This window comes from Streptomyces sp. WMMB 322 (assembly GCF_900090145.1).
Taxonomy (GTDB): Bacteria; Actinomycetota; Actinomycetes; order Streptomycetales; family Streptomycetaceae; genus Streptomyces.
In genome coordinates this window covers 612,805-635,334 of the sequence record NZ_FMHI01000001.1, presented here as the reverse complement: position 1 = coordinate 635,334, position 22,530 = coordinate 612,805, and the positions used below count along the sequence as shown (strand labels likewise).

General features: G+C 71.9%; 22 protein-coding genes. 11 read left to right on the top strand and 11 right to left on the bottom strand.

Annotated features, from left to right (window positions below):
* Positions 1-32: 32 nt before the first annotated feature.
* The 4 genes from H180DRAFT_RS02665 to H180DRAFT_RS02650 form a co-directional block, all read right to left on the bottom strand.
* Complete coding sequence (locus H180DRAFT_RS02665) at positions 33-1,328, bottom strand: serine hydrolase domain-containing protein (RefSeq protein ID WP_254665829.1); 1,296 nt, start codon at positions 1,326-1,328, stop codon at positions 33-35.
* A 48-nt stretch (positions 1,329-1,376) separates the two neighbouring features.
* Positions 1,377-2,132 (bottom strand): energy-coupling factor ABC transporter ATP-binding protein, encoded by a 756-nt coding sequence (locus H180DRAFT_RS02660; RefSeq protein ID WP_055484492.1) that lies wholly within the window; start codon positions 2,130-2,132, stop codon positions 1,377-1,379.
* A 221-nt stretch (positions 2,133-2,353) separates the two neighbouring features.
* The gene (gene cbiQ / locus H180DRAFT_RS02655) at positions 2,354-3,115 is read right to left on the bottom strand and encodes a cobalt ECF transporter T component CbiQ (protein WP_055484271.1); all 762 of its coding nucleotides are present in this window, start codon (positions 3,113-3,115) and stop codon (positions 2,354-2,356) included.
* A 1-nt stretch (position 3,116) separates the two neighbouring features.
* Positions 3,117-4,490 (bottom strand): energy-coupling factor ABC transporter permease, encoded by a 1,374-nt coding sequence (locus H180DRAFT_RS02650; protein WP_055484270.1) that lies wholly within the window; start codon positions 4,488-4,490, stop codon positions 3,117-3,119.
* Between the two features lie 272 nt (positions 4,491-4,762).
* Between H180DRAFT_RS02650 and H180DRAFT_RS02645 the strand changes: the two genes are divergently transcribed.
* A complete protein-coding gene (locus tag H180DRAFT_RS02645; protein WP_055484269.1) occupies positions 4,763-5,176 on the top strand; it encodes an SsgA family sporulation/cell division regulator in 414 nt (137 codons plus the stop codon).
* A 611-nt stretch (positions 5,177-5,787) separates the two neighbouring features.
* On the opposite strand, the gene H180DRAFT_RS02640 is transcribed toward H180DRAFT_RS02645, so the two are convergent.
* Genes H180DRAFT_RS02640 through H180DRAFT_RS02630 form a run of 3 tightly spaced genes read right to left on the bottom strand, consistent with a single transcriptional unit; the run spans position 5,788 to position 9,382 of the window.
* Positions 5,788-6,678, bottom strand: a complete 891-nt coding sequence (locus H180DRAFT_RS02640) for an SDR family oxidoreductase (protein WP_055484268.1) — start codon at positions 6,676-6,678, stop codon at positions 5,788-5,790.
* On the bottom strand, positions 6,675-7,784 hold the full coding sequence (locus tag H180DRAFT_RS02635; protein WP_074466568.1) for an alpha/beta fold hydrolase: 1,110 nt from the start codon (positions 7,782-7,784) through the stop codon (positions 6,675-6,677). Before H180DRAFT_RS02635 ends, H180DRAFT_RS02640 begins: the two co-directional genes overlap by 4 nt.
* A complete protein-coding gene (locus tag H180DRAFT_RS02630; protein WP_079099775.1) occupies positions 7,784-9,382 on the bottom strand; it encodes a flavin-containing monooxygenase in 1,599 nt (532 codons plus the stop codon). Before H180DRAFT_RS02630 ends, H180DRAFT_RS02635 begins: the two co-directional genes overlap by 1 nt.
* A gap of 478 nt (positions 9,383-9,860) precedes the next feature.
* On the opposite strand from H180DRAFT_RS02630, the gene H180DRAFT_RS02625 reads away from it, so the two are divergent.
* Positions 9,861-10,628: a MerR family transcriptional regulator gene (locus H180DRAFT_RS02625; RefSeq protein WP_055484491.1), complete on the top strand. Its 768-nt coding sequence runs from the start codon at positions 9,861-9,863 to the stop codon at positions 10,626-10,628.
* A gap of 55 nt (positions 10,629-10,683) precedes the next feature.
* Positions 10,684-11,544: a class I SAM-dependent methyltransferase gene (locus H180DRAFT_RS02620; RefSeq protein WP_055484267.1), complete on the top strand. Its 861-nt coding sequence runs from the start codon at positions 10,684-10,686 to the stop codon at positions 11,542-11,544.
* Positions 11,545-11,617: 73 nt separating this feature from the next.
* Here H180DRAFT_RS02620 and xth read toward each other — a convergent pair whose 3' ends face one another.
* Positions 11,618-12,421 carry an exodeoxyribonuclease III gene (gene xth / locus H180DRAFT_RS02615; RefSeq protein ID WP_055484266.1) on the bottom strand — a complete coding sequence of 268 codons (804 nt, stop codon included), beginning with the start codon at positions 12,419-12,421 and terminating at the stop codon, positions 11,618-11,620.
* Between the two features lie 23 nt (positions 12,422-12,444).
* Between xth and H180DRAFT_RS02610 the strand changes: the two genes are divergently transcribed.
* Complete coding sequence (locus tag H180DRAFT_RS02610) at positions 12,445-12,921, top strand: GNAT family N-acetyltransferase (protein ID WP_055484265.1); 477 nt, start codon at positions 12,445-12,447, stop codon at positions 12,919-12,921.
* A gap of 91 nt (positions 12,922-13,012) precedes the next feature.
* Here the strand turns inward: H180DRAFT_RS02610 and H180DRAFT_RS02605 are convergent, their stop codons facing one another.
* A complete protein-coding gene (locus tag H180DRAFT_RS02605; RefSeq protein ID WP_074466567.1) occupies positions 13,013-13,954 on the bottom strand; it encodes an ACP S-malonyltransferase in 942 nt (313 codons plus the stop codon).
* Positions 13,955-14,149: 195 nt separating this feature from the next.
* Here H180DRAFT_RS02605 and H180DRAFT_RS02600 point away from each other — a divergent pair, with 195 nt between their 5' ends.
* The 4 genes from H180DRAFT_RS02600 to H180DRAFT_RS02585 all read left to right on the top strand — a co-directional run bounded on the left by H180DRAFT_RS02600 (position 14,150) and on the right by H180DRAFT_RS02585 (position 17,331).
* Positions 14,150-14,986, top strand: coding sequence for an SAM-dependent methyltransferase (locus H180DRAFT_RS02600; RefSeq protein WP_055484264.1), 837 nt, complete (start codon positions 14,150-14,152; stop codon positions 14,984-14,986).
* Between the two features lie 64 nt (positions 14,987-15,050).
* Positions 15,051-15,794, top strand: coding sequence for a hypothetical protein (locus H180DRAFT_RS02595; RefSeq protein WP_254665828.1), 744 nt, complete (start codon positions 15,051-15,053; stop codon positions 15,792-15,794).
* On the top strand, positions 15,791-16,297 hold the full coding sequence (locus tag H180DRAFT_RS02590) for an HIT family protein (RefSeq protein WP_254665827.1): 507 nt from the start codon (positions 15,791-15,793) through the stop codon (positions 16,295-16,297). The genes H180DRAFT_RS02595 and H180DRAFT_RS02590 overlap by 4 nt, the downstream gene beginning before the upstream one ends.
* 74 nt (positions 16,298-16,371) lie before the next feature.
* On the top strand, positions 16,372-17,331 hold the full coding sequence (locus H180DRAFT_RS02585; RefSeq protein WP_254665826.1) for a phosphatidylinositol-specific phospholipase C: 960 nt from the start codon (positions 16,372-16,374) through the stop codon (positions 17,329-17,331).
* A gap of 25 nt (positions 17,332-17,356) precedes the next feature.
* Here H180DRAFT_RS02585 and H180DRAFT_RS02580 read toward each other — a convergent pair whose 3' ends face one another.
* Together H180DRAFT_RS02580 and H180DRAFT_RS02575 are read right to left on the bottom strand one after the other, a co-directional pair.
* Positions 17,357-17,659 (bottom strand): hypothetical protein, encoded by a 303-nt coding sequence (locus H180DRAFT_RS02580; protein WP_055484262.1) that lies wholly within the window; start codon positions 17,657-17,659, stop codon positions 17,357-17,359.
* A 121-nt stretch (positions 17,660-17,780) separates the two neighbouring features.
* Positions 17,781-18,029: an SCO4226 family nickel-binding protein gene (locus H180DRAFT_RS02575; RefSeq protein WP_055484261.1), complete on the bottom strand. Its 249-nt coding sequence runs from the start codon at positions 18,027-18,029 to the stop codon at positions 17,781-17,783.
* Positions 18,030-18,237: 208 nt separating this feature from the next.
* Here H180DRAFT_RS02575 and H180DRAFT_RS02570 point away from each other — a divergent pair, with 208 nt between their 5' ends.
* The 3 genes from H180DRAFT_RS02570 to H180DRAFT_RS02555 all read left to right on the top strand — a co-directional run bounded on the left by H180DRAFT_RS02570 (position 18,238) and on the right by H180DRAFT_RS02555 (position 22,505).
* Positions 18,238-18,729, top strand: a complete 492-nt coding sequence (locus H180DRAFT_RS02570; RefSeq protein ID WP_139151349.1) for a hypothetical protein — start codon at positions 18,238-18,240, stop codon at positions 18,727-18,729.
* 941 nt (positions 18,730-19,670) lie between these two features.
* Positions 19,671-21,008, top strand: coding sequence for a gluconate:H+ symporter (locus tag H180DRAFT_RS02560; protein WP_055484258.1), 1,338 nt, complete (start codon positions 19,671-19,673; stop codon positions 21,006-21,008).
* Between the two features lie 168 nt (positions 21,009-21,176).
* Positions 21,177-22,505, top strand: a complete 1,329-nt coding sequence (locus H180DRAFT_RS02555) for an enolase C-terminal domain-like protein (RefSeq protein WP_055484257.1) — start codon at positions 21,177-21,179, stop codon at positions 22,503-22,505.
* Positions 22,506-22,530: the final 25 nt, after the last annotated feature.

The window sequence follows — 22,530 nt, the reverse complement described above, 5'->3', positions numbered from 1 at the left end:
TCACGACGCCACTCACCGTCCCTCAGGGTCCGTCAGAGGCAGGCGCGCAGCGCTGCCACGAGGGCGTGGGCACGCGGGTCCGAGGTGACCGAGCGTTGCATGGCGGCGGTCACGTACGCGAAGGCGGTGCCGGACTCGGGATCGGCGAAGGCCAGGGAACCGCCGCGGCCCGGGTGGCCGAACGAGCCCTGCGCGAGCATCGGCGCCCCCGGCCCGTGGAGCATGAACCCCAGCCCGAAACGGGAGTTGACCACCAGCACACGGTCCGGCCCGCTCGACTCCTGGGAGCGCGCCTGCGTCAGGGTCGCCGGCGTGAACAGCCGGCCGCCCGCGACGCCGGTGCCCCGCCCGTAGGGCCGGCCGCCCACGGCCCGGCCCGCCGCCCCGTGCGCACCGGGCACGGACCGCGCCTCGACCGGGCCGATCAGCGCCGCGTAGAAGCGCGAGAGGGATCGGGCCGTGGCGACGCTGCCGGAGCCGGGGAGCCCGGCCGCGAGCCACGCCGGATCGCTTTCGTCGGGGCGCGGGGCGACCGCGTCGAACGCCCGCCTCGTCAGCGAGGCCGGGTCGCCGTAGGCCCGGGTCACCGACGCCTTCGGACGTGTGCGAAGTCCCGTGGCGGCTCGCTGTTCCGGGGTGGGCACCTCGGCCAGGAGCGCCAAGTCCACGCCTCCGTCCGGGACTTCCTCGGTCGCGGGAAGTCCGAACCACATGCGCAGCCCGAGCGGGTTCGCGACCTCCTCCGCGAACCAGCGTCCCAGGGTGCGTCCCGTCGCCCGCTGCACGAGCTCGCCGATGAGCCAGCCGTAGGTGTGCGGGTGGTAGCCGTGGTCGGTGCCCGGCTCCCACAGCGTGGCCTGCGCGGCGAGCGCGGACGGGCCGCTCACGCCGTCGACGGCCTGCCCGGGCGTGAGCGGGGAGTCGAGAGTGGGCAGACCGGCACGGTGGGCGAGCACGTGCCGCACCAGCAGACGTTCCTTGCCGTTCGACTTGAACTCCGGCCAGTACGTGGCGACAGGCGCGTCCAGGTCCAACTGGCCCCGCTGGTGGAGCATGTGGAGCACCGCGGCGGCCGGGCCCTTCGAGGCGGAGCGGATGACGGCGGCGGTCTCCTCCTGCCACAGGGCATCGTCGTCCTGTCCGGGCCGGGCGTTCTTGCGCCCTCCCCACAGGTCGGCGACGACTTGTCCGTCCCGGTGCACGGTCAGGGCCGCTCCGGTCTCGCCGCGGTCGGCGAAGTTGGCCGCGAACGCCTCCCTCAGGGGCTCGTAGCCCTCCGCCACGGTGCCGTGGACGTCCACCGCGTTCTCAGCGTCTTGAGCCTTCACGCCACTGTCCGTCCCACTCGAGCCGTCGTCCGTGCACCGTCCATGGTGCTATCGCTGCGGGACTCTCACCGAGCCGGGGTCGAAGCCGAACGGCAGTTCCAGGCGGTGCGCGGCCAACAGCTCCTCGTCACACAGGAGTTCCTGCGTCGCGCCGTCCGCGACGATCACGCCGTCGCTCAGCACCACCGATCGCGGGCACAGTTGGAGCGCGTACGGCAGGTCGTGCGTGACCATCAGCACCGTCACGTCCAGCCGCCGGAGGATGTCCGCCAGTTCGCGGCGCGAGGCCGGGTCGAGGTTCGAGGACGGCTCGTCCAGAACCAGGATCTCCGGCTGCATGGCCAGCACGGTGGCCACCGCGACACGGCGGCGCTGCCCGAAGGAGAGGTGGTGCGGAGGACGGTCGGCGTGCGCCTCCATCCCGACCTGGGCGAGTGCGTCGTGCACGCGCGAGGCGAGCTCCGCGCCGCGCAGCCCGGCGGTGGCCGGACCGAAAGCGACATCCTCGCGCACGGTCGGCATGAACAGCTGGTCGTCGGGGTCCTGGAAGACGATGCCGACCCGCCGCCGGATCTCCGCGAGGTTCCCCGGCGCCACGGGCAGCCCCGCGACCGTCACGGAACCCGCGCCGGCGGTGAGGATGCCGTTGAGGTGCAGCACCAGAGTCGTCTTGCCCGCCCCGTTCGGGCCGAGCAGCGCGACCCGCTCGCCGCGCGGGACGGTGAGGTCGACGCCGAACAGGGCCTGGTGGCCGTCGGGGTAGGCGTAGGCGACCCCCGCCACGTCCAGGGAAGGCGGCGGCACCGCACCCGCCGCCGCACGGCCCGCGGCGTCGCCGGTGCCCTCCGCGGGGCCGGTGCCCTCCGCGGGGCCGGTGCCCTCCGCGGGGCCGGTGCCCTCCGCGGGGCCGGTGCCCTCCGCGGGGCCGGTGCCCTCCGCGGGGCCGGTGCTCTGCGCGGGGCTTCCCGGGCGTCCGGGGCTTCCGCCATCGATGTCGTGCGTGGTCTCGCTCCTGCTGTCGCCGGTCACAGCGCCCATCCCATCAGGCAGACCGCCAGCGCCGCGAGCGGGAGGGCCGCGGCGCCCGTCCACTGCGTGCGGGTCGCGTTCACCTCGTCGATGACGGGCATCGTGCCGGTGTAACCACGGCTGACCATGGCCAGATGGACGCGCTCGCCGCGCTCGTAGGAGCGGATGAACAGCGCACCCGCCGACTTGGCCAGCACACCCCACTGCCGCACGCCGCGCGCACGGAAGCCGCGGGACAGACGCGCGATCCGCATCCGGCGCATCTCGTCCGTGACGACGTCGCCGTAGCGGATCATGAAGGACGCGATCTGCACGAGCAGCGGCGGCAGCCTCAACCGCTGCAGCCCCAGCAGGAGTTCACGCAGCTCCGTCGTCGAGGCGAGCAGCACCGAGGCGGCGACACCGAGCGTGCCCTTGGCGAGGACGTTCCAGGCGCCCCACAGCCCGGACGACGACAACTGCACGCCCAGCACGTCGACGTACGGACCCCGCGCGACGAATGGCATCAGCACCGCGAACGCCACGAACGGCACTTCGATGACCATCCGCTTCAGCAGATGCCCGTAGGGCACGCGCCCTGCGCGGGCCACCGCGGCGAGCAGCACCGCGTACAGCGCGAACGCCCACATCGCTTCGCGCGGGGTCGACACGACCACCAGCACGAAGCAGAAGACCGCGGCGAGTTTGCAGTGGGGCGGCAGCGCATGCACGGGTGACCGCCCGTGCAGATAGAGCTTGTGGGCGTGGCCCGCACCCATCTCAGGCCGTCTCGTTCCCGCTCCGGCCGGAGCTCCCGCCCTGCGAAGTCGCGGCGCCGACGGCCTCCGGCTGCCCCGGCCGTCCCTCACGGCGGCGGCGCACGGCGACGAAGACGCTGCTGCCAACGGCGAGGGTCGCACCCGCGCCGATGACGCCCGCGAGCCCGCCGGAGAGGCGGGGGTCGGCGATGCCCCCGACGCCGTAGTCGGCGAGCGGGGAGTCCTTCACCGCATGGTCCTCGGCCTGCTTGTCGATGCCGTTGTCGGCGGCGACCTTCTCCAGGCCGTCGGGGCTGGCGGACGCGTAGAAGCTGACGACTCCCGCGCAGATCACGGTCGCCGCCAGGCCCCCGATCCACAGGCCGCGGTTGGTGCGGGCCGGGCGGGCCGGCACGGTGTGGGCGGTGACGGGCTCGACCTCGGAACCGGACCCGGGCCCGGACGCGGACTCGGACCCGGGCCCGGCCTCGGCCCCCGGCTCGCGCTCGGGCGAAGTCGTGCTGCCGTTGGGGGAGTCGGTGGCGGAGGAGTCGGTGGCGGAGGCTGCAACGGAGCCGCCCGCAGCGTCCGCGGCGGAGCCGGCGGCGGGACGGGCACGCGGTGGCACCGTGCCGCCGCCCGGAGCCGCCACCGCAGCCGTACGCAGCTCCAGCGGCCGCGAGGCGAAGTCCCGTGCCCCGTGGACGAGATCGGGCCGCACCGCTACGACGGCGCCGACCGTGGCGGCGGTGATCGCCGCCTCGCCGATGCCGATCAGCACATGCACGCCCGTCATGGCCGCGAAGACCCTGCCGAGCGCGACGTCCGCGGTGCCTCCGACGGCGTAGATCCCCGTGAAGGCGATCGCCGCCGCGGGCACCGAGACGAGCGCCGCCGCGAACGAGGCGACCGTGACGCCTCCCCGGCCGCGCGGCAGCAGCCGCACCAGAACCCGGAAGATCCCGTAGGCGACGAGGACCGTCACCACGCCCATGACCACGATGTTCACGCCGAGAGCGGTCAGACCGCCGTCGGCGAACAGCACACCCTGCATGAGAAGGACGACGGAGACGCAGAGCACACCGGTGTACGGGCCGACGAGTATCGCCGCCAGCGCTCCGCCCAGCAGATGGCCGCTGGTGCCCGCCGCCACGGGGAAGTTGAGCATCTGCACGGCGAAGATGAACGCCGCGACGAGCCCCGCCAGCGGCGCGGTGCGGTCACCGGCCGCCGCCGCGTCCGCGGCCGGGTTTCCTGACCCGTCTCCCGCGGAACGGCCTGCCACCGCGCCCAGTTCGCGCCGCGCGCCGCGCAGCGAGACCGCGACCGCGCCCGCCGCGACCGCACCCGCGGCGACGGACACGGGGGCGTTGATGAATCCGTCCGGCACATGCATGACGCCACTCCGCTTCTAGGTCGGCCCGCTCCCGCGGCCAGTACACATCCGTTCGATGATAGGGCCTTCCTGCAAATGGATTGCAAGAGCGGGTCCATTGCTCGAAATACCCGGGGGTGCATCGGGTGTTCACAGAAGACCGGTTGTGGGCAGCCTGTGGCACACCTCACCCGCTTTTTCCGGTGACTCCCGCCCATCCCGTGCGTCTCTCATGGGGATAGGGCTACACGGGAGGGACGGCCGGGGCCGCCCCGACGACATAGGAGCAGAGGATGTCCGCAGTCTTCGACCACGCCGTGCAGGCCCGTCTCATCGCCGATCCGCACACCAGCAGGGACCTGCGAGCCGCACTCCGATACGACACCACCGACCCGCTCGCGGTCCGCATCGTCTTCCCCGCCGACGCCTCCCTCGACGGCGGGGAGGTCGCCTGGGCCTTCGGACGCGAACTGCTCGACGCAGGCCTCCACGAACCCGCCGGCGAGGGCGACGTGCACGTGTGGCCGCGCAGCGGCACCAGCACGGTGATCGAACTGCTCTCCCACGAGGGCGTCGCCGTCGTGGAGTTCGACAGCGCGGATCTGCGCTGCTTCCTCCTGCGCTCGTACGACGTGGTCGCCGCGGGTCAGGAACACGGCGAGACGGACGTGGAGACGGGCCTGGCCGCCCTGCTGCGCGGCGTCTGACCCGCAGGTCGGAGGTCTCCCGACCTCGTGCCCGACCCGATGTATGTGCCCGTGAGCTCCGGGCGAGCGGCCCGGGAACCGTGCACCGTGCTGCCCCGACAGACAGCCACCGCCCACGAGTTGCCGCCCCGCGAAACCGCCCGGGTACCCGCTCGGCCGTCGCACCGACGGCCACGCCACACCGTTCGCCGCCTCCGTCCACGGGAGCCGCACGGGCGTGGCCCGGCCCTCCTGCCGTGACGGCCCTTCGGCGCCGCACCTGTGCACGTACCCGCTCCGACCGCGCCTCAGCAGCGCCCTCGATCCCAGCAGCGCCCTCGATGGCAACGGCGGGCCCGGTGGCCGTCCGTCGGGGCTGCCGAAATGGTTCGGGGAGGGCGCACCCCCGGCAGGGTCGGTGCGCCCTCCCCGCGTGCCGCGCCGTGCCCGCGTCACGTCTCCATGGCGAGCGCCGCTCCGTGACGGCGCGCGATGTCCCCGGGCACGTCACGTCCGCGGGAGCATCACGCCCCCGGGCACGTCACCTCCGCGGGCCCGTCCCGCCATCCGGCGTCTCACCTCTCCATGGCGCCCGACTCCCGTCGGTGCGCCACGACTTCACGGCGGGCAGATCACCGCTTCGCGGCGCGCTCCCCCTCGTCCGCCGCGCCGCCCGCGCCCACGAGCCCGGTGCGGGTGCCCGCTTCGGCGAGCCGCGGTTCGATGCGGCGCATCTCCCGCTGCCCCACCGTCCCGATGACGGACGGCAGATAGCCGCGGATGCCCTGCATCCCCCGCAGCCACCACTGGCCGTACACGTGGCGGGACCGGCGTTCGATGCCGGCCACGATGCGGTCGACGGCCGGGCCCAGCGGGTACGTGCGGTTCGCCGGCCACGGGAGCCGCTTCCGCAGGTCCCGCATGACCTCGTCCTCGTCGGCGCCGCGCACCATGTCGGTGTCCGTCCAGGACAGATAGCCGACGCCGACCCGTACCCCCTTGTGGCCGACCTCCGCACCCAGGCAGTGCGCGAACGCCTCCACGCCCGACTTCGAGGAGCAGTACGCACTCATCATCGGAGCGGGCGTGATCGCGGCGAGCGAGGCTATCTGGAGGAAGTAGCCGCGCGAGGCGATCAGTTGGGGCAGAAACGCCCGACCGGTCACGGCGCCGCCGATGAGGTTGACCTCGATGACGCGGCGCCACGAGACCGGATCGGAGTCGACGAACGGCCCGCCGCTCGCGACGCCCGCGTTGGCGACCACCAGGTCGACCTTGCCGAACCGGTCCTTGACCTCACCGGCGATCCGGGTCATCGCGTCATGGTCGGTGACGTCACCGTGCCAGTGCGCGGAGTCCGTGCGCAGGGACTCGCTGACCCGCTTCAACTCATCGGGCTCCAGGCCGATCAGCGCGACCTTCGCACCGCGCGCGGAGAGCTTCCGCGCGAGCAGCTCCCCCACACCGCGGGCGGCTCCGGTGACGACCGCGACCTGCCCCTCCAGGCTCCGACGACGGCTCACGGCGTCTCCTCCTTCTTCTCGGTCCTCGACTCCGGCTGCTGCGACTTGCGCTTGGTCCCGGACTTGGTCCCGGTTCCGGACTTGCCGGCCCCGGACTTGGCCTTGGTCCCGGTCTTGGTCTCGCCGGCCGCCCCCTGCTTGCCGGTCCCCTGCTGCGCAGGGATGCCGGCCCGCTCCGGAGCGGCGTCGGTGAGGTGGTCGCGTACGAGTTCACGCAGCACCCCGCTCACCATCGACGGCGTCTCGACCGGCGTCATGTGCCCGCGTCGCGGCAGCTCGTGCAGGCCGGTGCACTGCGGGAGCGCGTCCGCGATTTCGCGGGCCAGCGCGGGCGGTGTCAGCCGGTCGGCCGCGCCGCTGATCACGGCCGTCGGGACGCCGAGCTCGCGGGCGTTCGCCGCGATGTCCAGCTTCGAGAGCACGCGCCCCCAGGCTCCGCGCTCGCGCGGCCGGCAGGCGTGCACGATGCGGGCCACCACGAGGACCTGTTCGGGTGTCGCGTCCGGGCCCATCGTCCCGTACTTCATCGCCCTCTTCGTCAGCGGCGACACGGGACCGAGCGGCAGCCCGGAGTGCAGCAGGAACCGTTGCGCCCGCTCACGGGCACGCTCCGAGCGCAGAGGGATGACCCGCGCGGACGCGACGAGCCGGTGCGCACCCGTGTTGCACAGCATCAGGGCGGCGGCCCGCTGCTCGAGGACGGGACGCCCCGCGGCGGCTATGAGGGTCATGGCGCCCATGGAGTGACCGCCCAGCACGGCCCGTTCGCCCGGCTTCAGCGCCGCGTCCAGCACGGCGCACAGGTCGTCCGCGAGCGTGGCGGGGCTGTAGGCGTGCGGGTCCGTGCCCGGCGTACGGCCGTGGCCGCGCTGGTCGTACGCGATCACCCGGTGACCGGTCTGCGTCAACTCCCGTATGACGGCGCCCCAGAAGCGGGTCGAGCAGGTCCAGCCGTGGATCAGCACCACGGCCGGGTCCGTCTCCTCCCCGTGGATCTCGACGTGCAGCCGGGCGCCGTCGGCGGACGTGGCCGTCAACTCCCGTGCGGCGGGCGGCGGGTCGTAGGGGCCGGGCGTCCTGCCCAGCGCCGAGGTCAGGCGCGCCATCAGCCCTCCTCCGCCGCGTGAAAGGCCGCGGTCTTGGCGCCGCGACCGGCCGAGCCGGGCACGGTCGCGCCACCGGCATTGACGCGAGCGGCGGTCGAGGAGTTCTGCGAGGGCCGGCGGTGCACCACGTACTCCTCCAGCCGGACTTCGCTCGTCACCTTGTTGAACTCGGAGGTCGTGCCCGGCCAGACGGTCGTGTTGCGGCCGTTGGCGTCGAGGTACCAGCTGTCGCAGCCGGTGTTCCACACGCTCCGCCGCATGCGGTCCTGCACGTGCCTGTTCCACGCATTGACGGCCTCGGGCCGGGCGTCGAAGGCGACCTTGCCGGACTCCCCGCCCAGGGTCTCCAGCTTCTTCACGTAGTCGACCATGTAGTTCAGCTGCGACTCGATGATGAGGATCATCGAGCTGTTGCCGAGGCCCGTGTTGGGCCCGATGACCGTCATCAGGTTGGGGAATCCGCTGGCGGAGCAGCCGCGCAGCGCCTCCATGCCCTCCGACCAGGACTCGGCGAGCGTCGTGCCGTCGGCGCCCTTGACGCGGTGGGCGATCGGCATGTCCGTCACGTGGAATCCGGTGCCGAAGATGATCGCGTCCACTTCGGCCTCGGTGCCGTCCGCGGCGACGAGGGTGTTGCCGCGCACCTCCTTCAGACCGGAGGCGACCAGTTCGGTGTTGGGCCGGGCGAGCGCCGGATAGTAGCTGTTGGACAGGAGGATGCGCTTGCACCCGATGCGGTACTCCGGCGTGAGCTTGCGCCGCATCTCCGGGTCCTTGATCGCGCGCTTCATGTGACGGGTGGCGAGCCCCTCGATGAGGCCGAGCATCCTCGGGTGCTTGGCGAAGGCCGAGACCTGCAACTCGCGTATCCCCCACAGGATCTGCCGCCGCAGGAAGTGCGTGGCCGGCACCTTGGCGTGCAGCTTGCGCTCCAGGGCGGTGATCTCCCGGTCCGCCCTGGGCATCACCCACGCCGGGGTGCGCTGGAAGAGGGTGAGCCGTTCGACCTCGGGCTGGATCGCGGGCACGACCTGGATCGCGGAGGCGCCCGTGCCGATGACGGCGACGCGCTTGCCGCGCAGGTCGTAGTCGTGGTCCCACTGCGAGGTGTGGAAGACCTTGCCCCCGAAGCTCTCCAGGCCGGGGATGTCCGGGATCCTGGCCTCGGAGAGCGGGCCCGTCGCGCTGACCACGAAGTCGGCGGTCAGCCGGGTTCCCTGCCCGGTGGTGATGCTCCAGTGGAGCTCCTCCGGATCCCAGCTCATCAGCTCGACCTCGGAGTTGAACCGGATGTGCTGCCGCAGCCCGAAGGTGTCGGCCACGTTCTCCAGGTACGCGCGGATGTGCTCCTGGCCCGAGAAGGTCCGCGGCCACTCCGGGTGGGGCGCGAAGGAGAAGGAGTACAGGTGGGAGGGCACGTCGCACGCGCATCCCGGATAGGTGTTGTCGTGCCAGGTGCCTCCGACCGCCTCCCGGCGTTCGAGGACGACGAAGTCGGTGACTCCGGCGCGGCGCAGCCGTACGGCGGCCCCCAGGCCGCCGAATCCGGATCCGATCACCGCCACCCTTACGTGCTCGTGTTCGCGCTCGGCCGCCATGCCGCCGCCTCCCGGGGGTCCGACTGATTCGCCGCCATCAACATGCCAGTAATCACTGGCACGGTTGGAGCGTAAGCCAGACGGATACCGATGGGTAGGGGTCGTGCAAGGGAAGTTACCGCAGGTTGCACCGAGCGCCGGCCGACGCAGGCCGCGGACGCAGTCCCGGGCCGGACCGGTACATACCGACGATCCCGCTGGTTAAGCTGCCACGATGACCGACGACAGCGAGCGAGCGCCCGACACGGACCGGGCCGTCCCGGGCGGCGCCGGTCACGCCGTGCCCAACCAGAACGGCGCCGGGGACCGGAGACATGCGCACGGCGTGGCCGCACAAGTGCCGCCCGGCGACGCCACGGTGGACGCGGGCGCCCGTGCCGGTGCCGGGACGACGGACGCGAACGCCGGGACCGGGGCGGCGGACGAGGGCACCGGTGCCGGGACGGCGGCCGGTGCGCGGGAGTTCCGTGCGGCGGAGCTGGCCGAGCTCGCCGGCATCACCACCCGCACCCTGCGCTTCTACCGCGAGCGCAAGCTGCTGCCGCCGCCCCGCCGCGACGGCCGCATCGCCTGGTACGACGAGCACCACCTGGCCCGGCTGCGCACCATCTCCGGACTTCTCGCCCGCGGCCACACCCTGGGCGGCATCGCCGATCTGCTCGGGGCCTTCGAGAGCGGACGCGACTCGCACGGCACCGCCGAGCTGCTCGGGCTCGAATCCTCAATGATCACGGCCCTCTTCGCGGAGGAGACGCCGATCCGGCTCACGCCCGAGGAGCTGGCCGACCATTACCAGGGCGAGGTCACCGTCGAGAACCTCGCCGCCTCCCTCGACATCGGCTACATCGCCGTCGACGGCGACGAGTTCGTCCACGTCAGCCGCCGTCTGCTGGACGCCTCCTCGGAGCTGGTGAAGAAGGGCATCCCGCTCGCCGCGGTGCTTGCCGCGGGCCGGGAGTTGCGGACGCACGCGGAGGCGGTCGCGGAGGTCTTCACGGAACTCTTCCGCACCCACCTGCTGCCGAAGGAACAGGCCGCGGCCCCCGACGGCCTCGACGCCGAGTGCCTCAACGAGTTGCTGACTCAGCTGCGTCCGCTCGCGAAGCAGGTCGTCGAGGCGGAACTCGGACTGGCACTGGACCGCCGCGTGCGGGCGGAGATCGATCAGTGGATGGCCCGGGGGATCGAGGCGCGGGCCGACGGCGCCACGGGCAAGCCCTCGGACGAGGGCACTGCTGCCGGCTGACTCCGCGCGGAGGAAACCGGTTGCCGGTTCTCCTGCCCTCGGACAGGGTCCGGCCATGACTCACGCCGACCGGACCTCGCACCCCGACGCCCCGGTGCTCGCCGCGGAGATCACCGCGTATTACGAAAGGGGCGGGGAGTACAACCGCCTGCGGGAGGGCGACGGGCGCCTGGAATTCTGGCGCACCCAGGACGTACTGCGCAGACTCCTCCCGCCGGCCCCGGCCCGGATCCTGGACGTGGGCGGAGGCAGCGGGATCCACGCCGAATGGCTCGCTGCCGACGGCTACCGCGTCGACCTTGTCGATCCGGTCCCCTCACACGTCGAGCAGGCGGCAGGCATACCGCGGGTCCGGGCGCACGTCGGTGACGCGCGCTCGCTCGACGTGCCGGAAGGGACGGCGGAAGTCGTCCTGCTCCTCGGCCCGCTCTACCATCTGACCGCCCGTCGCGAGCGTGTCGCGGCCCTCGCCGAGGCGCATCGCGTCCTGATCCCCGGCGGACTGGTGGTCGCCGCGACGATCAACCGCTTCGCCGGGATCCACGACACCCTCAACAAGGGCGCTTACTTCGACCCCGGTCTGCGCCCGCAGATCGAAGCCGCCGCCCACGACGGACGGTTGCGCGCCGCGGAGGGGGAGAAGTCCATGTTCACCACCGCCTATTTCCACCAACCCGAGGAAGTCCCCGCCGAGTTCACGGCGGCCGGCCTGACACCCACCGGCCAGTACGGCTTGGAGGGCGCCGCCTGGCTGATGGGGGGCCTCGCCTCCTGGCTGGACGATCCGGGCCGGCGCGAGCTGGTCCTGCATGCGATGCGCCGGACCGAATCCGTGCCGTCGCTGCTCGGCGTCAGCGGCCACGTCCTCACGGCGGGCCGCAAGCAGGACGACGCACCGGACGCCGCCGGTTCATAGCCCGCGGGGCAGCGGCAGGCCCGGCGAGGCAGCGGGGCGTCAGGACCGCCGGGCGTCAGGACGCCCTGGGCGATCAGGCGACGAAGTCCACGCTCACCGGGGCGTGATCGCTCCAGCGCTCCTCATGACTGGCGGCCCGCTCCACGACCGCCTTGATGGCGCGGCCCGCAAGTCCCGGCGTCGCGACCACGTAGTCGATGCGCCACCCCGAGTCGTTGTCGAAGGCCCGCCCCCGGTAGGACCACCAGGAGTACGGGCCCGGGACGTCCGGGTGCAGCGCCCGTACGACGTCCTCGTAACCGCCGTCCGAGGGGTCGAAGACCCGCGAGAGCCACTCCCGTTCCTCCGGCAGGAAGCCGGAGTTGCGGCGGTTGCCGCGCCAGTTCTTCAGGTCCGCCTCCTGGTGCGCGATGTTCCAGTCGCCGCACACCAGCACCTCACGCCCGTCCGCCGCGGCGCGTTCACGCAGGTCGCGCAGGTACGGAAGGAAGGCGGACATGAAGCGTTCCTTCTGCGCCTGCCGTTCGGTGCCGACGTCGCCCGACGGGAGGTAGAGGCTGGCCACCGTCATGCCGGGCAGGTCCACCTCCGCGTAACGGCCGGAGTCCTCGAACTCCTCGGCGCCGAAACCGATCCGCACCTGGTCCGGTTCACGCCGCGTGAGCACCGCCACCCCCGCCCGTCCCTTGGCTGCGGCGGGCGCGTACACCGTGTGCCAGCCCTCGGGCGCACGCACGTCGTCCGGCAGCTGGTGCGGCTCGGCCCGCACCTCCTGGAGGCACACCACGTCCGCGTCGGTGGCCGCCAGCCACTCGCGGTAGCCCTTCCGGGCCGCGGCCCGCAGCCCGTTCACGTTGATCGTCGTCACCTTCGGCATTCCGGTCACCTTACGATGCGTGCATGCGCCTCGACCGTGTGCCCTACGACCACCCCGACGCGATGAAGCTCAACGACGCCGTGCAGCTGGAGTACGCGGAGCGCTACGGCGACGGCGGCGACATCACGCCGCTCGACCCCGCCATGTTCGAGCCCCCGAAGGGCCTCTATCTGATCGCGTACGAGGACGACGGACGCCCCGTCGCGACCGGTGGATGGCGCACGCAGAACCGCAACGACGAGGGATACGCGGACGGCGACGCCGAGATCAAGAGGATGTACGTGGTGCCCGAGGCCCGCGGGCGCGGCCTCGCCCGTCTGGTCCTGGCCGCCCTGGAGGACGACGCGCGTGCCGCGGGGCGCACCCGCATGGTGCTGGAGACAGGAACGGAACAGCCCGAGGCGATCGGCCTGTACTCGTCCTCGGGCTACGGGCTCACGGAGAAGTTCGGCCTCTACCGCTTCGAGCCCGCGAGCCGCTGCTACGCCAAGCCGCTGTGACCGGCTGAGCCGAGCCGCTCCGACGGACAGGTCCTACGCCGAGCCGCTCCGACGGACAGGTCCTACGCCGAGCCGCTCCGACGGACAGGTCCTACGCCGAGCCGCTCCGGCCGGGATGCGGTCCGCCGGGCGCGGCAGGCCCGGCGGGCATGCCCGGATGCCCGCCGGCGGGCCCACGCCAACCGTCCGGTCCGTCCGGCCCGTCCGGTCCGCCGCCCTGTCCGGGAGGTGGGACGGGCGGCGCCCCGCCGGCGGCCGACCGTGCCAGCTCCGCTGCCGCCGCGATGCCGTGCTCCTCCACCGACACCGCCCGCATGCCCGGCAGTTCGGCCGCCAACTGTGCAGTGAGCACCCGGCCCGGCGGCAACTCGACGCAGCAGGCGACGTTCTTCGCCGCCAGTGCCGACGTCACGTCCCCCCAGCGCACGGGCCGCGCGACCGACCAGGCCAGGTCGTCGAAGACGGCGTTCGTGTCGCCGAGCAGGGAACGGCCCTGCACTCCGCCGACGTAGGCGACCGACTGCGGTCGCCGTTTGACCGTCGCCAGATGCTGCGCGAGCCGGATCGCGACGTCGCCCCCCGGCTCGTTCGTGCTCTCGGCGGCGTGCAGCAGCTCGCCGCGCAGCCGGACGGCCCGCAGGGCCTCCTCGAAGGTGAGCACGTCCGCGAGCACCGCCGCCGCGTAACCGCCGATGCCGTGTCCGGCGACGCAGACGGGACGCACCTCCTCGTCCTCCGTCAGCGCACGCGCCCCGGCGACTCCGGCGATCAGCAGCGCCAGATGGCAGGCGACCGGTGAACGCTCCAGCGCCTCCCGGGAGTCCAGCTCGACGATGCCGTCCGCGTACTCACGGCCGGGACCGGGGCCGGGGCCGGAACCGGCGCCGCCGGCACCGCCGGTGCGGGAGGCGAGCTTCCTCAACGCCCAGTCCGCCTCGGCCAGTACGGTCGCGGACGCCTCGGTGTCGGGCAGCCGGTGCAGCATGCCGGGACGCTGCGAACCCCGGCCGGGGAAGAGGAACGCGATGCTCATGGGGTCAGACTGGCCCGCGGTGCGCCCGGGGCGCCAATCGGGCCCGCCCACGAAGGCCCGTCGAACTGCCTTGCCCACAAGGCCGGGAGAGGAGCCGGTCCACTGTCCGGCGCCCCGGGCCCGGCCCCCGGTGAGGCCCCTGGAAAGGGGCGGAAAGCGGTTCAGCTCCTCACTCGTCCGTGTGAGGGTGACTCCATGCAGTCTCCCGAGGACCCCCCGCTGGCAGAGAAGATCCAGGCCGACACCGCGCACTCGGCACGCGTGTGGAACCACCTGCTGGGCGGACGCGACAACTACCGCCCGGACCGCGACGTGGGCGACATGATCCTCAAGCTGTTCCCCGGGATAGCGCGCATCGCCCGCCTCCAGCGCCGCTTCCTCGTGCGCGCCGTGCACCACCTGGCGGCCGAGGCCGGAATACGTCAATTCCTCGACGTGGGCACGGGATTGCCGACCGCGGACAATACGCACGAGGTCGCACAGCGCGTCGCTCCCGCGAGCAGGATCGTCTACGTCGACAACGACCCGCTGGTACTCGTCCACGCGCAGGCACTCCTCACCAGCACCAGGGAGGGCGCCTGCGACTACGTCGACGCCGATGTCCGCGACCCCGCCGCGATCCTCGAAGCGGCAAGCAGGACGCTGGACTTCGGCGAACCGGTCGCACTCACGCTGCTGGGCACCATGGGGCAGATCCCCGACTCCGACGACCCCGCCTCCGTCGTGGCGCGGCTCATGGACCCGCTTCCGCCCGGGAGCCATCTCGCCCTGAGCGACGGGACGGACACCGACGAGGCCCTCAACGAGGCCATCGCCGCCTACAACGAGAACTCCGCGAGCTCGTACCACCTGCGCAGCCCGGACCACATCGCGAGCTTCTTCGACGGCCTGGAACTGGTGGAGCCCGGCATCGTCAGCACCTCCGAGTGGCGCCCCGACCCGGCCGACGCGCACGAGGCGGCGCGTGCGGCACGTGCGGCCGGGGCGGACGGACCGGTGGACGCCGTCTGCGGCGTGGGGCGCAAACCGTGAGGCGCATGCCGGGGACCGGCGCAGGCAGCGCGGCCGTTGCGGGTTCTGCCGGGCGGCGTCCCGCATGACGGCTGCCCCGGCCGGCCCGGCCGGCCCGCACCCCCTGCTCGGCCTCTTCCTCGCGGCAGCCGGGGGACGCTTCCCGCCCGCCGACGGCGGCGTGACCGTGCTCGGCCCCCTCCCACGCGGCCTGGAGTGCTCCGTCGCCTTCACCGGGCACGCCGTCATCGCCACATCGCTCCCGGCGGAAGAGGTGGAGGCCATGAGGCCCGACGGCTTCGGAGGTTCCCTCTCCCCGGACGTCCTGCGCGCCCTCGCCGGGCCGGCCGGCACGATCGGCTGCGTCGACGCCACGCTGACCGCCCGCGGCACCGGCGGCACACCCCGGCTGCCCGGACGCCCCTGCCTGCAGGACCACCCACGCGTCCTGCACGCACGCGAACTACGCACGGACGTAAGGACGTTCGGCGACGAGCGCGGACTGGTCACCCTCGCCGAGGGCCTGGCCGGACGACGCGAGATCAGCACCGAACTCCATGACACGGCAGGAAACGCGGGCCGCGGTCTCGGCCGCTCCCTGGTCCGGGACGCCCTCTCCCTGGTGCCCGCCGGCGAGCCCGTCTTCGCAGCCGTCTCCCCCGGCAACGCCCGGTCGCTCCGCGCCTTCCTCGCAGCGGGCTTCACCCCGGTGGGGAGCGAATCCGTCATCCGCCCCTCCCGCACGGGACGCGCGAGGCCGGGCGCGGGCGGGAGAGCTCCGCTCGGCGCGAGAATCGCCGAGGCGGAAGGAGACGGTGCGACCCCATGAGCGCGGACCGGCACCCCATGGACCTCGACGCGTACGAGTTCCGCACCCGCTCCGGGCCCTGCTTCGTGTGCGCATTCGTGGCCGGTGACCCGGAGTTCGCCCACGAGGCGGTATACGAGGACGAGGAGCACATCGCGTTCCTCGACCGCTGGCCGACGCTGCCCGGCAAGGTACTCGTCGCTCCGAAGCGGCACGTCGAGCACGTCGTACGCGACCTGGACGAACCCGCGTATCTGCGCCTGATGCGTGTGCTGCGCGGCGTGGCCCTGGGCGTGGAGGACGTGCTCGCGCCGGAACGGACGTATCTGCTGTCGCTCGGCAGCCGGCAGGGCAACGCGCATCTGCACTGGCACGTCGCGCCGCTGCCGGAGGGAGTGCCCTACCGGGAGCAGCAGTTCCACGCACTGATGACGGAGAACGGCGTGCTGTCCATGTCTTCCGAGGAGTCGGCGGAGCTCGCGGCGCGGCTGCGCCGGGCGTGCGCCGCGAGACTCGGCGGGTAGTACAGGACGGCGGGGCGGCACGAAGGCGTGATCGCGCCTGTGCAAAGCCGGTGTCCGGTGCTTCCATCATTGTCATGACCATTGTCATGACAATGAACCGCCGTACGTTTCTGCGGGGCACATCGGCACTCACCCTCACCGCACTGGCCGGTGCCACGACGGCGGGCGAGGCGCACGCGGCAGCCACCGGGACCGGCGGACGCGCCGGACCGGAAACGTGGATGTCACAACTCCCGGACGGCTCTCTCCTGCGCGAGCTGACCATCCCAGGCACCCACAACTCCGGTGCCCGCCACGGCGGTCCGTGGACCGAGTGCCAGAACACACCGATCGCGGATCAGCTCTCGTCCGGCATCCGCTTCCTCGACATCCGCTGCCGCCTCTTCGAAGGCTCGTTCACGATCCACCACGGGCCCTCCTACCAGCACCTCAACTTCGATGACGTGCTGGTCAGTTGCCGCGACTTCCTCGCCGCCCACCCGTCCGAGGCGGTCCTGATGCGCGTGAAACAGGAGTACTCGGAGGAGAGCGCCGAGCAGTTCCGGCTCGTCTTCGACGACTACCTGGACAACCGGGGCTGGCGCTCACTGTTCCGGCTCGGCCCGGAACTTCCCAACCTGGGCACCGCGCGAGGCGGCGTCGTCCTGCTCGGCGACTCCGAAGGGCTGCCCGGCGTGCGCTACGGGGACGAGCGGCTCTTCGACATCCAGGACGCGTACATGGAGGAGCCCGGCGCCAAGTACCCCCTGATCGAGGAGCAGTTCCGCAAGGCGGTCGGCCGCCCGGGCAAGCTGTACGTCAACTACGTCAGTACGGCGGCGCTCCTCCCGCCCCGCTCCAACGCCGACCGGCTCAATCCGCGCGTCCGGGATCTGCTGGGCTCGCCCGGGAACGCGGCCTGGCAGGGGCTGGGAATCGTCCCCATGGACTACCCGAACGAGCACGGCCTCACCGAGGCGCTGCTGAGCCACAACCCCCGCGCGGCGGCGTTCACGCACCGTCCGGACACGGCTGCCGCCCGCCACGTCGGGTAGCGGGCAGCCGGTTGCAACTCTCAGGTCACTTCTGCTTTATGTCCTCGCGCTTCACCTCCAGATTCACGAAGCGGGGCTCCGACGTGCACAGCTCGCGAACCCGTTCCGCGTTCTTCTGCGTCCCGGGAAGCTTGCTGTTCTCCATCGCCGCCTCGTACGAGGGGAATTCGACGATGTCGACGAAGTGGGCGGGCTTGTCACGGTCCTGACCGTGCATCTCGTGCATCACGGTCCGCTTGCCCTCGGTGTCCTTCATCCACTGATCGAAGATCTTGTCGAGTTCCTCCGGCCTGTCCGTCTCGTACTCGATGAGCTGAACGAATGTCATGACACTGCCTCCTGCCAGCGCTCTGTCAGTTTCCTGTCGCACCTGTCAGGACACCGCCCGACCGCCGCCGGCCCGTCCCGCCCGGGCTCCTGACCTCCGTCAACGCGGACCACCCCTTCGCTCACACTCGGAGCGGCACCGGGTGAATCTCGTCCACGGGGTGCCCGGCCAGTTCGTGCACGCGCCGCACCGCGTCCTCGGAGGGCGCCTCCGACAGGCAGAACACGGTCCCGCTTCCCGGGTCGGCCCAGACATGCTCGAAGTGCACGCCCTCGGCATGCTCGGCGGCCAGATCCGCCCGGTGGGCCTCGTCGAGCTGTTCCGCCGTGATGCCGGTCATTCCGCGCGTGACGTCCATGAACTTCGGCACAGTGCTCTACCTCCGGCGGTCGCAGTTACGGTCCCGCTGCATCCATGGTGCAACCGACGGACAAAAACCCCCAAATACCCTCTGCTCAGCATATCGAACACACTGCTCCCCGGCAGCGCCGGTAACCCTTCACGACGGTGACAAAGACGCCCGCGCGCCGAGGACGCGATCTAGAGTCGTGGGGCCTTCTCAGTCCCAGGGAGCGCTGATGAGAGACCAGTTGTCACCAGCCGAGGCCGGCAGCACCCAGCGGCGCGACGAGGGGGCGCCACTGGGAGCCCGGCCGAGGCGGCTGGGCAGGCTCGCCCTCCCGGCACTCGCGGCGGCCTCGGCCGTCGCGCTGCTCGGCGGGTGCAGCGGGGACTCGGGCACCGCCGCGGTGGCGAAGTCCTCCAAGCCTCCGACGGTGGAGAAGCTCGCTTCGGCACTCAAGTGCAAGGCCGACATCCAGAAGAAGGTCGAGGACTACCGCCTGGGCGTCTGCAAGTCTGGCAAGACCACCTACACCTTCGTCACGTTCAAGGACAACCGCGCCAAGCGCGGCTGGCTGGACTACTCGAAGGACTACGGCGGCACCTACCTCGTCGGCTCCCGCTGGCTCGTGGTGACGGTGAAACCGTCGAAGCTGGGACCGATCCAGGCGAAGTACGGCGGCACCATCGAACGCGGCAGAGCCCACGGCGGCCACGGCCGCTCCTAGCGGTCCGCCCTCCGGACAACTCCCGGGACACCGGCAGCCCCGGACTCCCCTGCGTTGCCACTCATGAGCGCGCCGGCACCGCGACCGTACGCTCGGCACATCCTCGTGGGCACGGCCTGACCGACCGGCCCCGGGGCCCTGCCCTGCCCCTGCCCCTGCCCCTGCCCCTGCCGTCAAGTGGTGCCACCGGACGGGCAGTTGCGATGCCGGGACCAGGGGCTCTCCGACGGCCGTGACGGCGCGGGACCGTCGTGACGGCACATGACCGCCATGACGGTGCAGGTCTCGCAGCGCGTCCTGCGCATTCCGGGACGGCCGTCGCACCCCTTGCCGTTGCCGTCGACCGCCCTCGCCGTGCGTCCAGCCGGCGAGGTCCGCCGCGCGACATGCTCCCCCTGTGCCTCAACTGCCGTACGGCGGCGACGCATTGGGGGATACGGGCCTGCTGCCGTACCGCCTCGGACCTCCTCCCGCCCCCGCGCACGCCGGGGGAATCCGCGGCTCCGCACCCATTGACCCACGCGAGTTCACGATCTTAGCCTTCATTCTCATATATAAACGCCGTCCATGTACGGAGCGAGGATTCATGGCGCAGATCGACGCGGGGTCCAAAGAAGCCGCAGGACGCCTCCGCGGCCACGTCGGCAGAGACGCTCCGCCCTCCCTCGCCGCGAGCTTCCGCTTCCCTGACGGCGAGAGCTTCGCCCCTGCGCCGCAGCCCACGTGTCCGAGGGCCCGTCCGGCCACCGGACCGGGCACCGGCTCGCCCGCCCACGCAGCCGAGGAGTTCAGCGCGTTCAACATTCTGAACGAAGGTGAGTGCCGCAGAACCGGCACCGGCGCTGCCGGGCCCGCCTTCCCGCACCACCTGACGCACCGCACCCCACCCGTACCCCGGCGCGTCCCACGCCCCGGCCCCCACAGTTCGAAGGGGAACTGAGATGCCTCTCCTCGTAGTCGGGATCAGCGTTCTGATCCTGCTCTTCCTCATGACGAAGCTGCGCCTCAACGGCTTCGCCGCACTGCTGCTGGTGGCGGTGGGCGTCGCGCTCGTCCAGGGAATCCCGACGGCGAAGATCCCGGAGGTCCTCGCCGGCGGCATCGGTGACCAGATCGGTGACACGATGCTCACCATCGGCCTGGGCGCCATGGTCGGCCGCGTCATGGGGGACTCCGGCGCCGCACAGCGAATAGCCGGCAAGCTCCTCGGAGCGTTCGGCCCCCGCTGGGTGCAGGTGGCCATGGTGGTGACGGCCATGCTCATCGGCGTCACGATGTTCTACGAGGTCGCCTTCGTCATCATCGTGCCCATCGCGTTCACGATCGTGCGGGTCACGGGGAAGAACCTGCTGTGGGTCGGGCTTCCGATGTCGATCGCGCTCTCCACCATGCACAGCTTCCTCCCGCCCCACCCGGGCCCCGTCGCCGTGGCCGCAACGTTCCACGCGTCCGTCGGTCTGACGCTGTTCTACGGGCTGTTCATCGCCGTGCCCGCCGGTGCGCTCATCGCCCTGATGTGGCCCCGCCTCCCGTTCGTCAAGGCGATGAACCCCTCCATCCCCGAAGGCCTCGTCAGTGACCGCGTGTTCGAGGAAGAGGAGATGCCCGGCCTGGGGTGGTCCCTGTCCGTGGCCCTCTTCCCCGTCGTGCTGATCGCGGGCGCCGCGGTCACGGACATGGCCGTCTCCGGGCCGAGTTCACTGCTGAACTTCGTCCTGTTCATCGGTTCGGCCCCGATCGCGCTTCTGCTCACGCTGGTTCTGGCGATATGGGCCTTCGGGCCCCGGACCGGACGCAGCCTGGCGGACGTGAGCGCCTCCTGCTCCTCGGCGGCCAGGGCGATGGCGATGATCCTGCTCGTGATCGGCGCCGGCGGCGCCTTCAAGCAGGTCCTCGTCGACGGCGGCATCTCCGACTACATCAAGGACCTCACCCATGGATGGCCCATCTCGCCGATCATTCTCGCGTGGCTCATCGCCGTCATCCTCCGTATCGCGCTGGGGTCCGCGACCGTCGCCGTCGTCACGGCGTCGGGGGTCGTGCTGCCGCTGCTCTCCGGCAGTGGAATCCAGCCCGAGCTGATGGTGCTGGCCGTCTCCTGCGGTTCGATCGCGTTCTCGCACGTCAACGACCCCGGATTCTGGATGTTCAAGGAGTACTTCAACCTCTCGGTCATCGACGCCATCAAGGCCCGCACCACCTACACGACCGTCCTGGCCGTCCTCGGTCTCGGCGGTGTCCTGGCACTCGAGTGGGCCGTCGACGGCCTCAGCCTCTGACGCCACGCCGCCACCACGCCACATCGCCACCACGCCGCCCGAACGGCACGGACGGCACGCGGACGGAAGGACCCCGGGTGATCGGCGCACGCCCCACCACCCGCACCTCGACCACGCACACCGCCCCACCGCAGCCAACTGCCGCCGCTCACCTGGAGGTTCACTGCCATGAAGCAGCCGACCGTCACCGGCTTCTCCGTCTACCCGGTCGCCGGCCGGGACTGCATGGAGCTGAACCTCTCCGGCGCGCACGGCCCGTACTTCACCCGCAACGTGGTGGTCCTCGAGGATTCCGAAGGACGCACGGGGCTCGGTGAGGTCCCGGGCGGTGAGAAGATCACGCAGACCCTGCGCGACGCCCGCCCCCTCGTCGTCGGGGCGAGGACCGGTGACTACAAGCGGGTGCTGCGCGAGATCGGCGACCGGTTCGCGGGACGCGACACGGGAGGGCGGGGCAGCCAGACCTTCGACCTGCGTACGACCGTCCACGCCGTCACCGCAGTCGAGTCGGCCCTGCTCGACCTCCTCGGACAGCACCTCGACGTCCCCGTCGCCGCCCTCCTCGGCGACGGGCAGCAGCGGGCCTCCGTGCGCGTCCTCGGCTACCTCTTCTACGTCGGCGACCCGGGCCGCACAGATCTGGAGTACGTCCGCGAACCAGGCTCGGCAGTGGACTGGTACCGCATCCGGCACGAGGAGGCCCTCACGCCCGCGGCGATCGTCCGCCGGGCCGAGGCCGCCCACGACCTGTACGGCTTCCGCGACTTCAAGCTCAAGGGCGGCGTACTGGAAGGCTCCGAGGAGGTACGTGCCGTGCGCGCGCTCAAGGAGCGCTTCCCCGAGGCCCGCATCACGCTCGACCCGAACGGCGCCTGGTCGCTGCGCGAGGCCACCGAACTGTGCCGGCCGCTGGTAGGCACCCTCACCTACGCCGAGGACCCCTGCGGAGCGGAGGACGGCTACTCGGGGCGGGAGATCCTGGCCGAGTTCCGGCGCGCCACCGGCCTGCCCACGGCGACCAACATGATCGCCACGGACTGGCGGCAGCTGACCCACGCCCTGGCCCTCCAGTCGGTCTCCATCCCCCTCGCCGACCCCCACTTCTGGACCATGCAGGGGTCGGTACGGGTGGCTCAGCTGTGCAACGCGATGGGCCTCACCTGGGGATGCCACTCCAACAACCACTTCGACATCTCCCTCGCCATGGTGACCCACTGCGGTGCGGCGGCCCCCGGCGAGTACAACGCGCTGGACACGCACTGGATCTGGCAGGAAGGACTGGAGCGGCTGACCACCGACCCGCCCCGCATCGCCGACGGCGAGATCGCCGTGCCCGACGCCCCGGGCCTCGGAGTCGGAGTCGACATGGACCGGCTCCTCGCTGCTCACGAGCTCCACCGGGAAAAGGCGCTGGGCTCGCGAGACGACTCCGCCGCGATGCAACACCTCGTCCCCGGCTGGACGTTCGACAGCAAACGCCCCTGCCTCGTGCGCTGACACCGCGCCGGTCCCCGGCGGCGCA

Excerpts from the sequence above, each read along its gene's own strand:
- H180DRAFT_RS02580 (WP_055484262.1), bottom strand. The coding sequence starts at position 17,659 with ATGACATTCGTTCAGCTCATCGAGTACGAGACGGACAGGCCGGAGGAA.
- H180DRAFT_RS02560 (WP_055484258.1), top strand. The coding sequence starts at position 19,671 with ATGCCTCTCCTCGTAGTCGGGATCAGCGTTCTGATCCTGCTCTTCCTC.
- H180DRAFT_RS02650 (WP_055484270.1), bottom strand. The coding sequence starts at position 4,490 with ATGCATGTGCCGGACGGATTCATCAACGCCCCCGTGTCCGTCGCCGCG.
- H180DRAFT_RS02585 (WP_254665826.1), top strand. The coding sequence starts at position 16,372 with ATGACCATTGTCATGACAATGAACCGCCGTACGTTTCTGCGGGGCACA.
- H180DRAFT_RS02610 (WP_055484265.1), top strand. The coding sequence starts at position 12,445 with ATGCGCCTCGACCGTGTGCCCTACGACCACCCCGACGCGATGAAGCTC.
- H180DRAFT_RS02635 (WP_074466568.1), bottom strand. The coding sequence starts at position 7,784 with ATGGCGCGCCTGACCTCGGCGCTGGGCAGGACGCCCGGCCCCTACGAC.
- cbiQ (WP_055484271.1), bottom strand. The coding sequence starts at position 3,115 with ATGGGTGCGGGCCACGCCCACAAGCTCTATCTGCACGGGCGGTCACCC.
- H180DRAFT_RS02590 (WP_254665827.1), top strand. The coding sequence starts at position 15,791 with ATGAGCGCGGACCGGCACCCCATGGACCTCGACGCGTACGAGTTCCGC.
- H180DRAFT_RS02630 (WP_079099775.1), bottom strand. The coding sequence starts at position 9,382 with ATGGCGGCCGAGCGCGAACACGAGCACGTAAGGGTGGCGGTGATCGGA.
- H180DRAFT_RS02645 (WP_055484269.1), top strand. The coding sequence starts at position 4,763 with ATGTCCGCAGTCTTCGACCACGCCGTGCAGGCCCGTCTCATCGCCGAT.
- H180DRAFT_RS02570 (WP_139151349.1), top strand. The coding sequence starts at position 18,238 with ATGAGAGACCAGTTGTCACCAGCCGAGGCCGGCAGCACCCAGCGGCGC.
- xth (WP_055484266.1), bottom strand. The coding sequence starts at position 12,421 with ATGCCGAAGGTGACGACGATCAACGTGAACGGGCTGCGGGCCGCGGCC.
- H180DRAFT_RS02620 (WP_055484267.1), top strand. The coding sequence starts at position 10,684 with ATGACTCACGCCGACCGGACCTCGCACCCCGACGCCCCGGTGCTCGCC.
- H180DRAFT_RS02555 (WP_055484257.1), top strand. The coding sequence starts at position 21,177 with ATGAAGCAGCCGACCGTCACCGGCTTCTCCGTCTACCCGGTCGCCGGC.
- H180DRAFT_RS02595 (WP_254665828.1), top strand. The coding sequence starts at position 15,051 with ATGACGGCTGCCCCGGCCGGCCCGGCCGGCCCGCACCCCCTGCTCGGC.
- H180DRAFT_RS02605 (WP_074466567.1), bottom strand. The coding sequence starts at position 13,954 with ATGAGCATCGCGTTCCTCTTCCCCGGCCGGGGTTCGCAGCGTCCCGGC.
- H180DRAFT_RS02600 (WP_055484264.1), top strand. The coding sequence starts at position 14,150 with ATGCAGTCTCCCGAGGACCCCCCGCTGGCAGAGAAGATCCAGGCCGAC.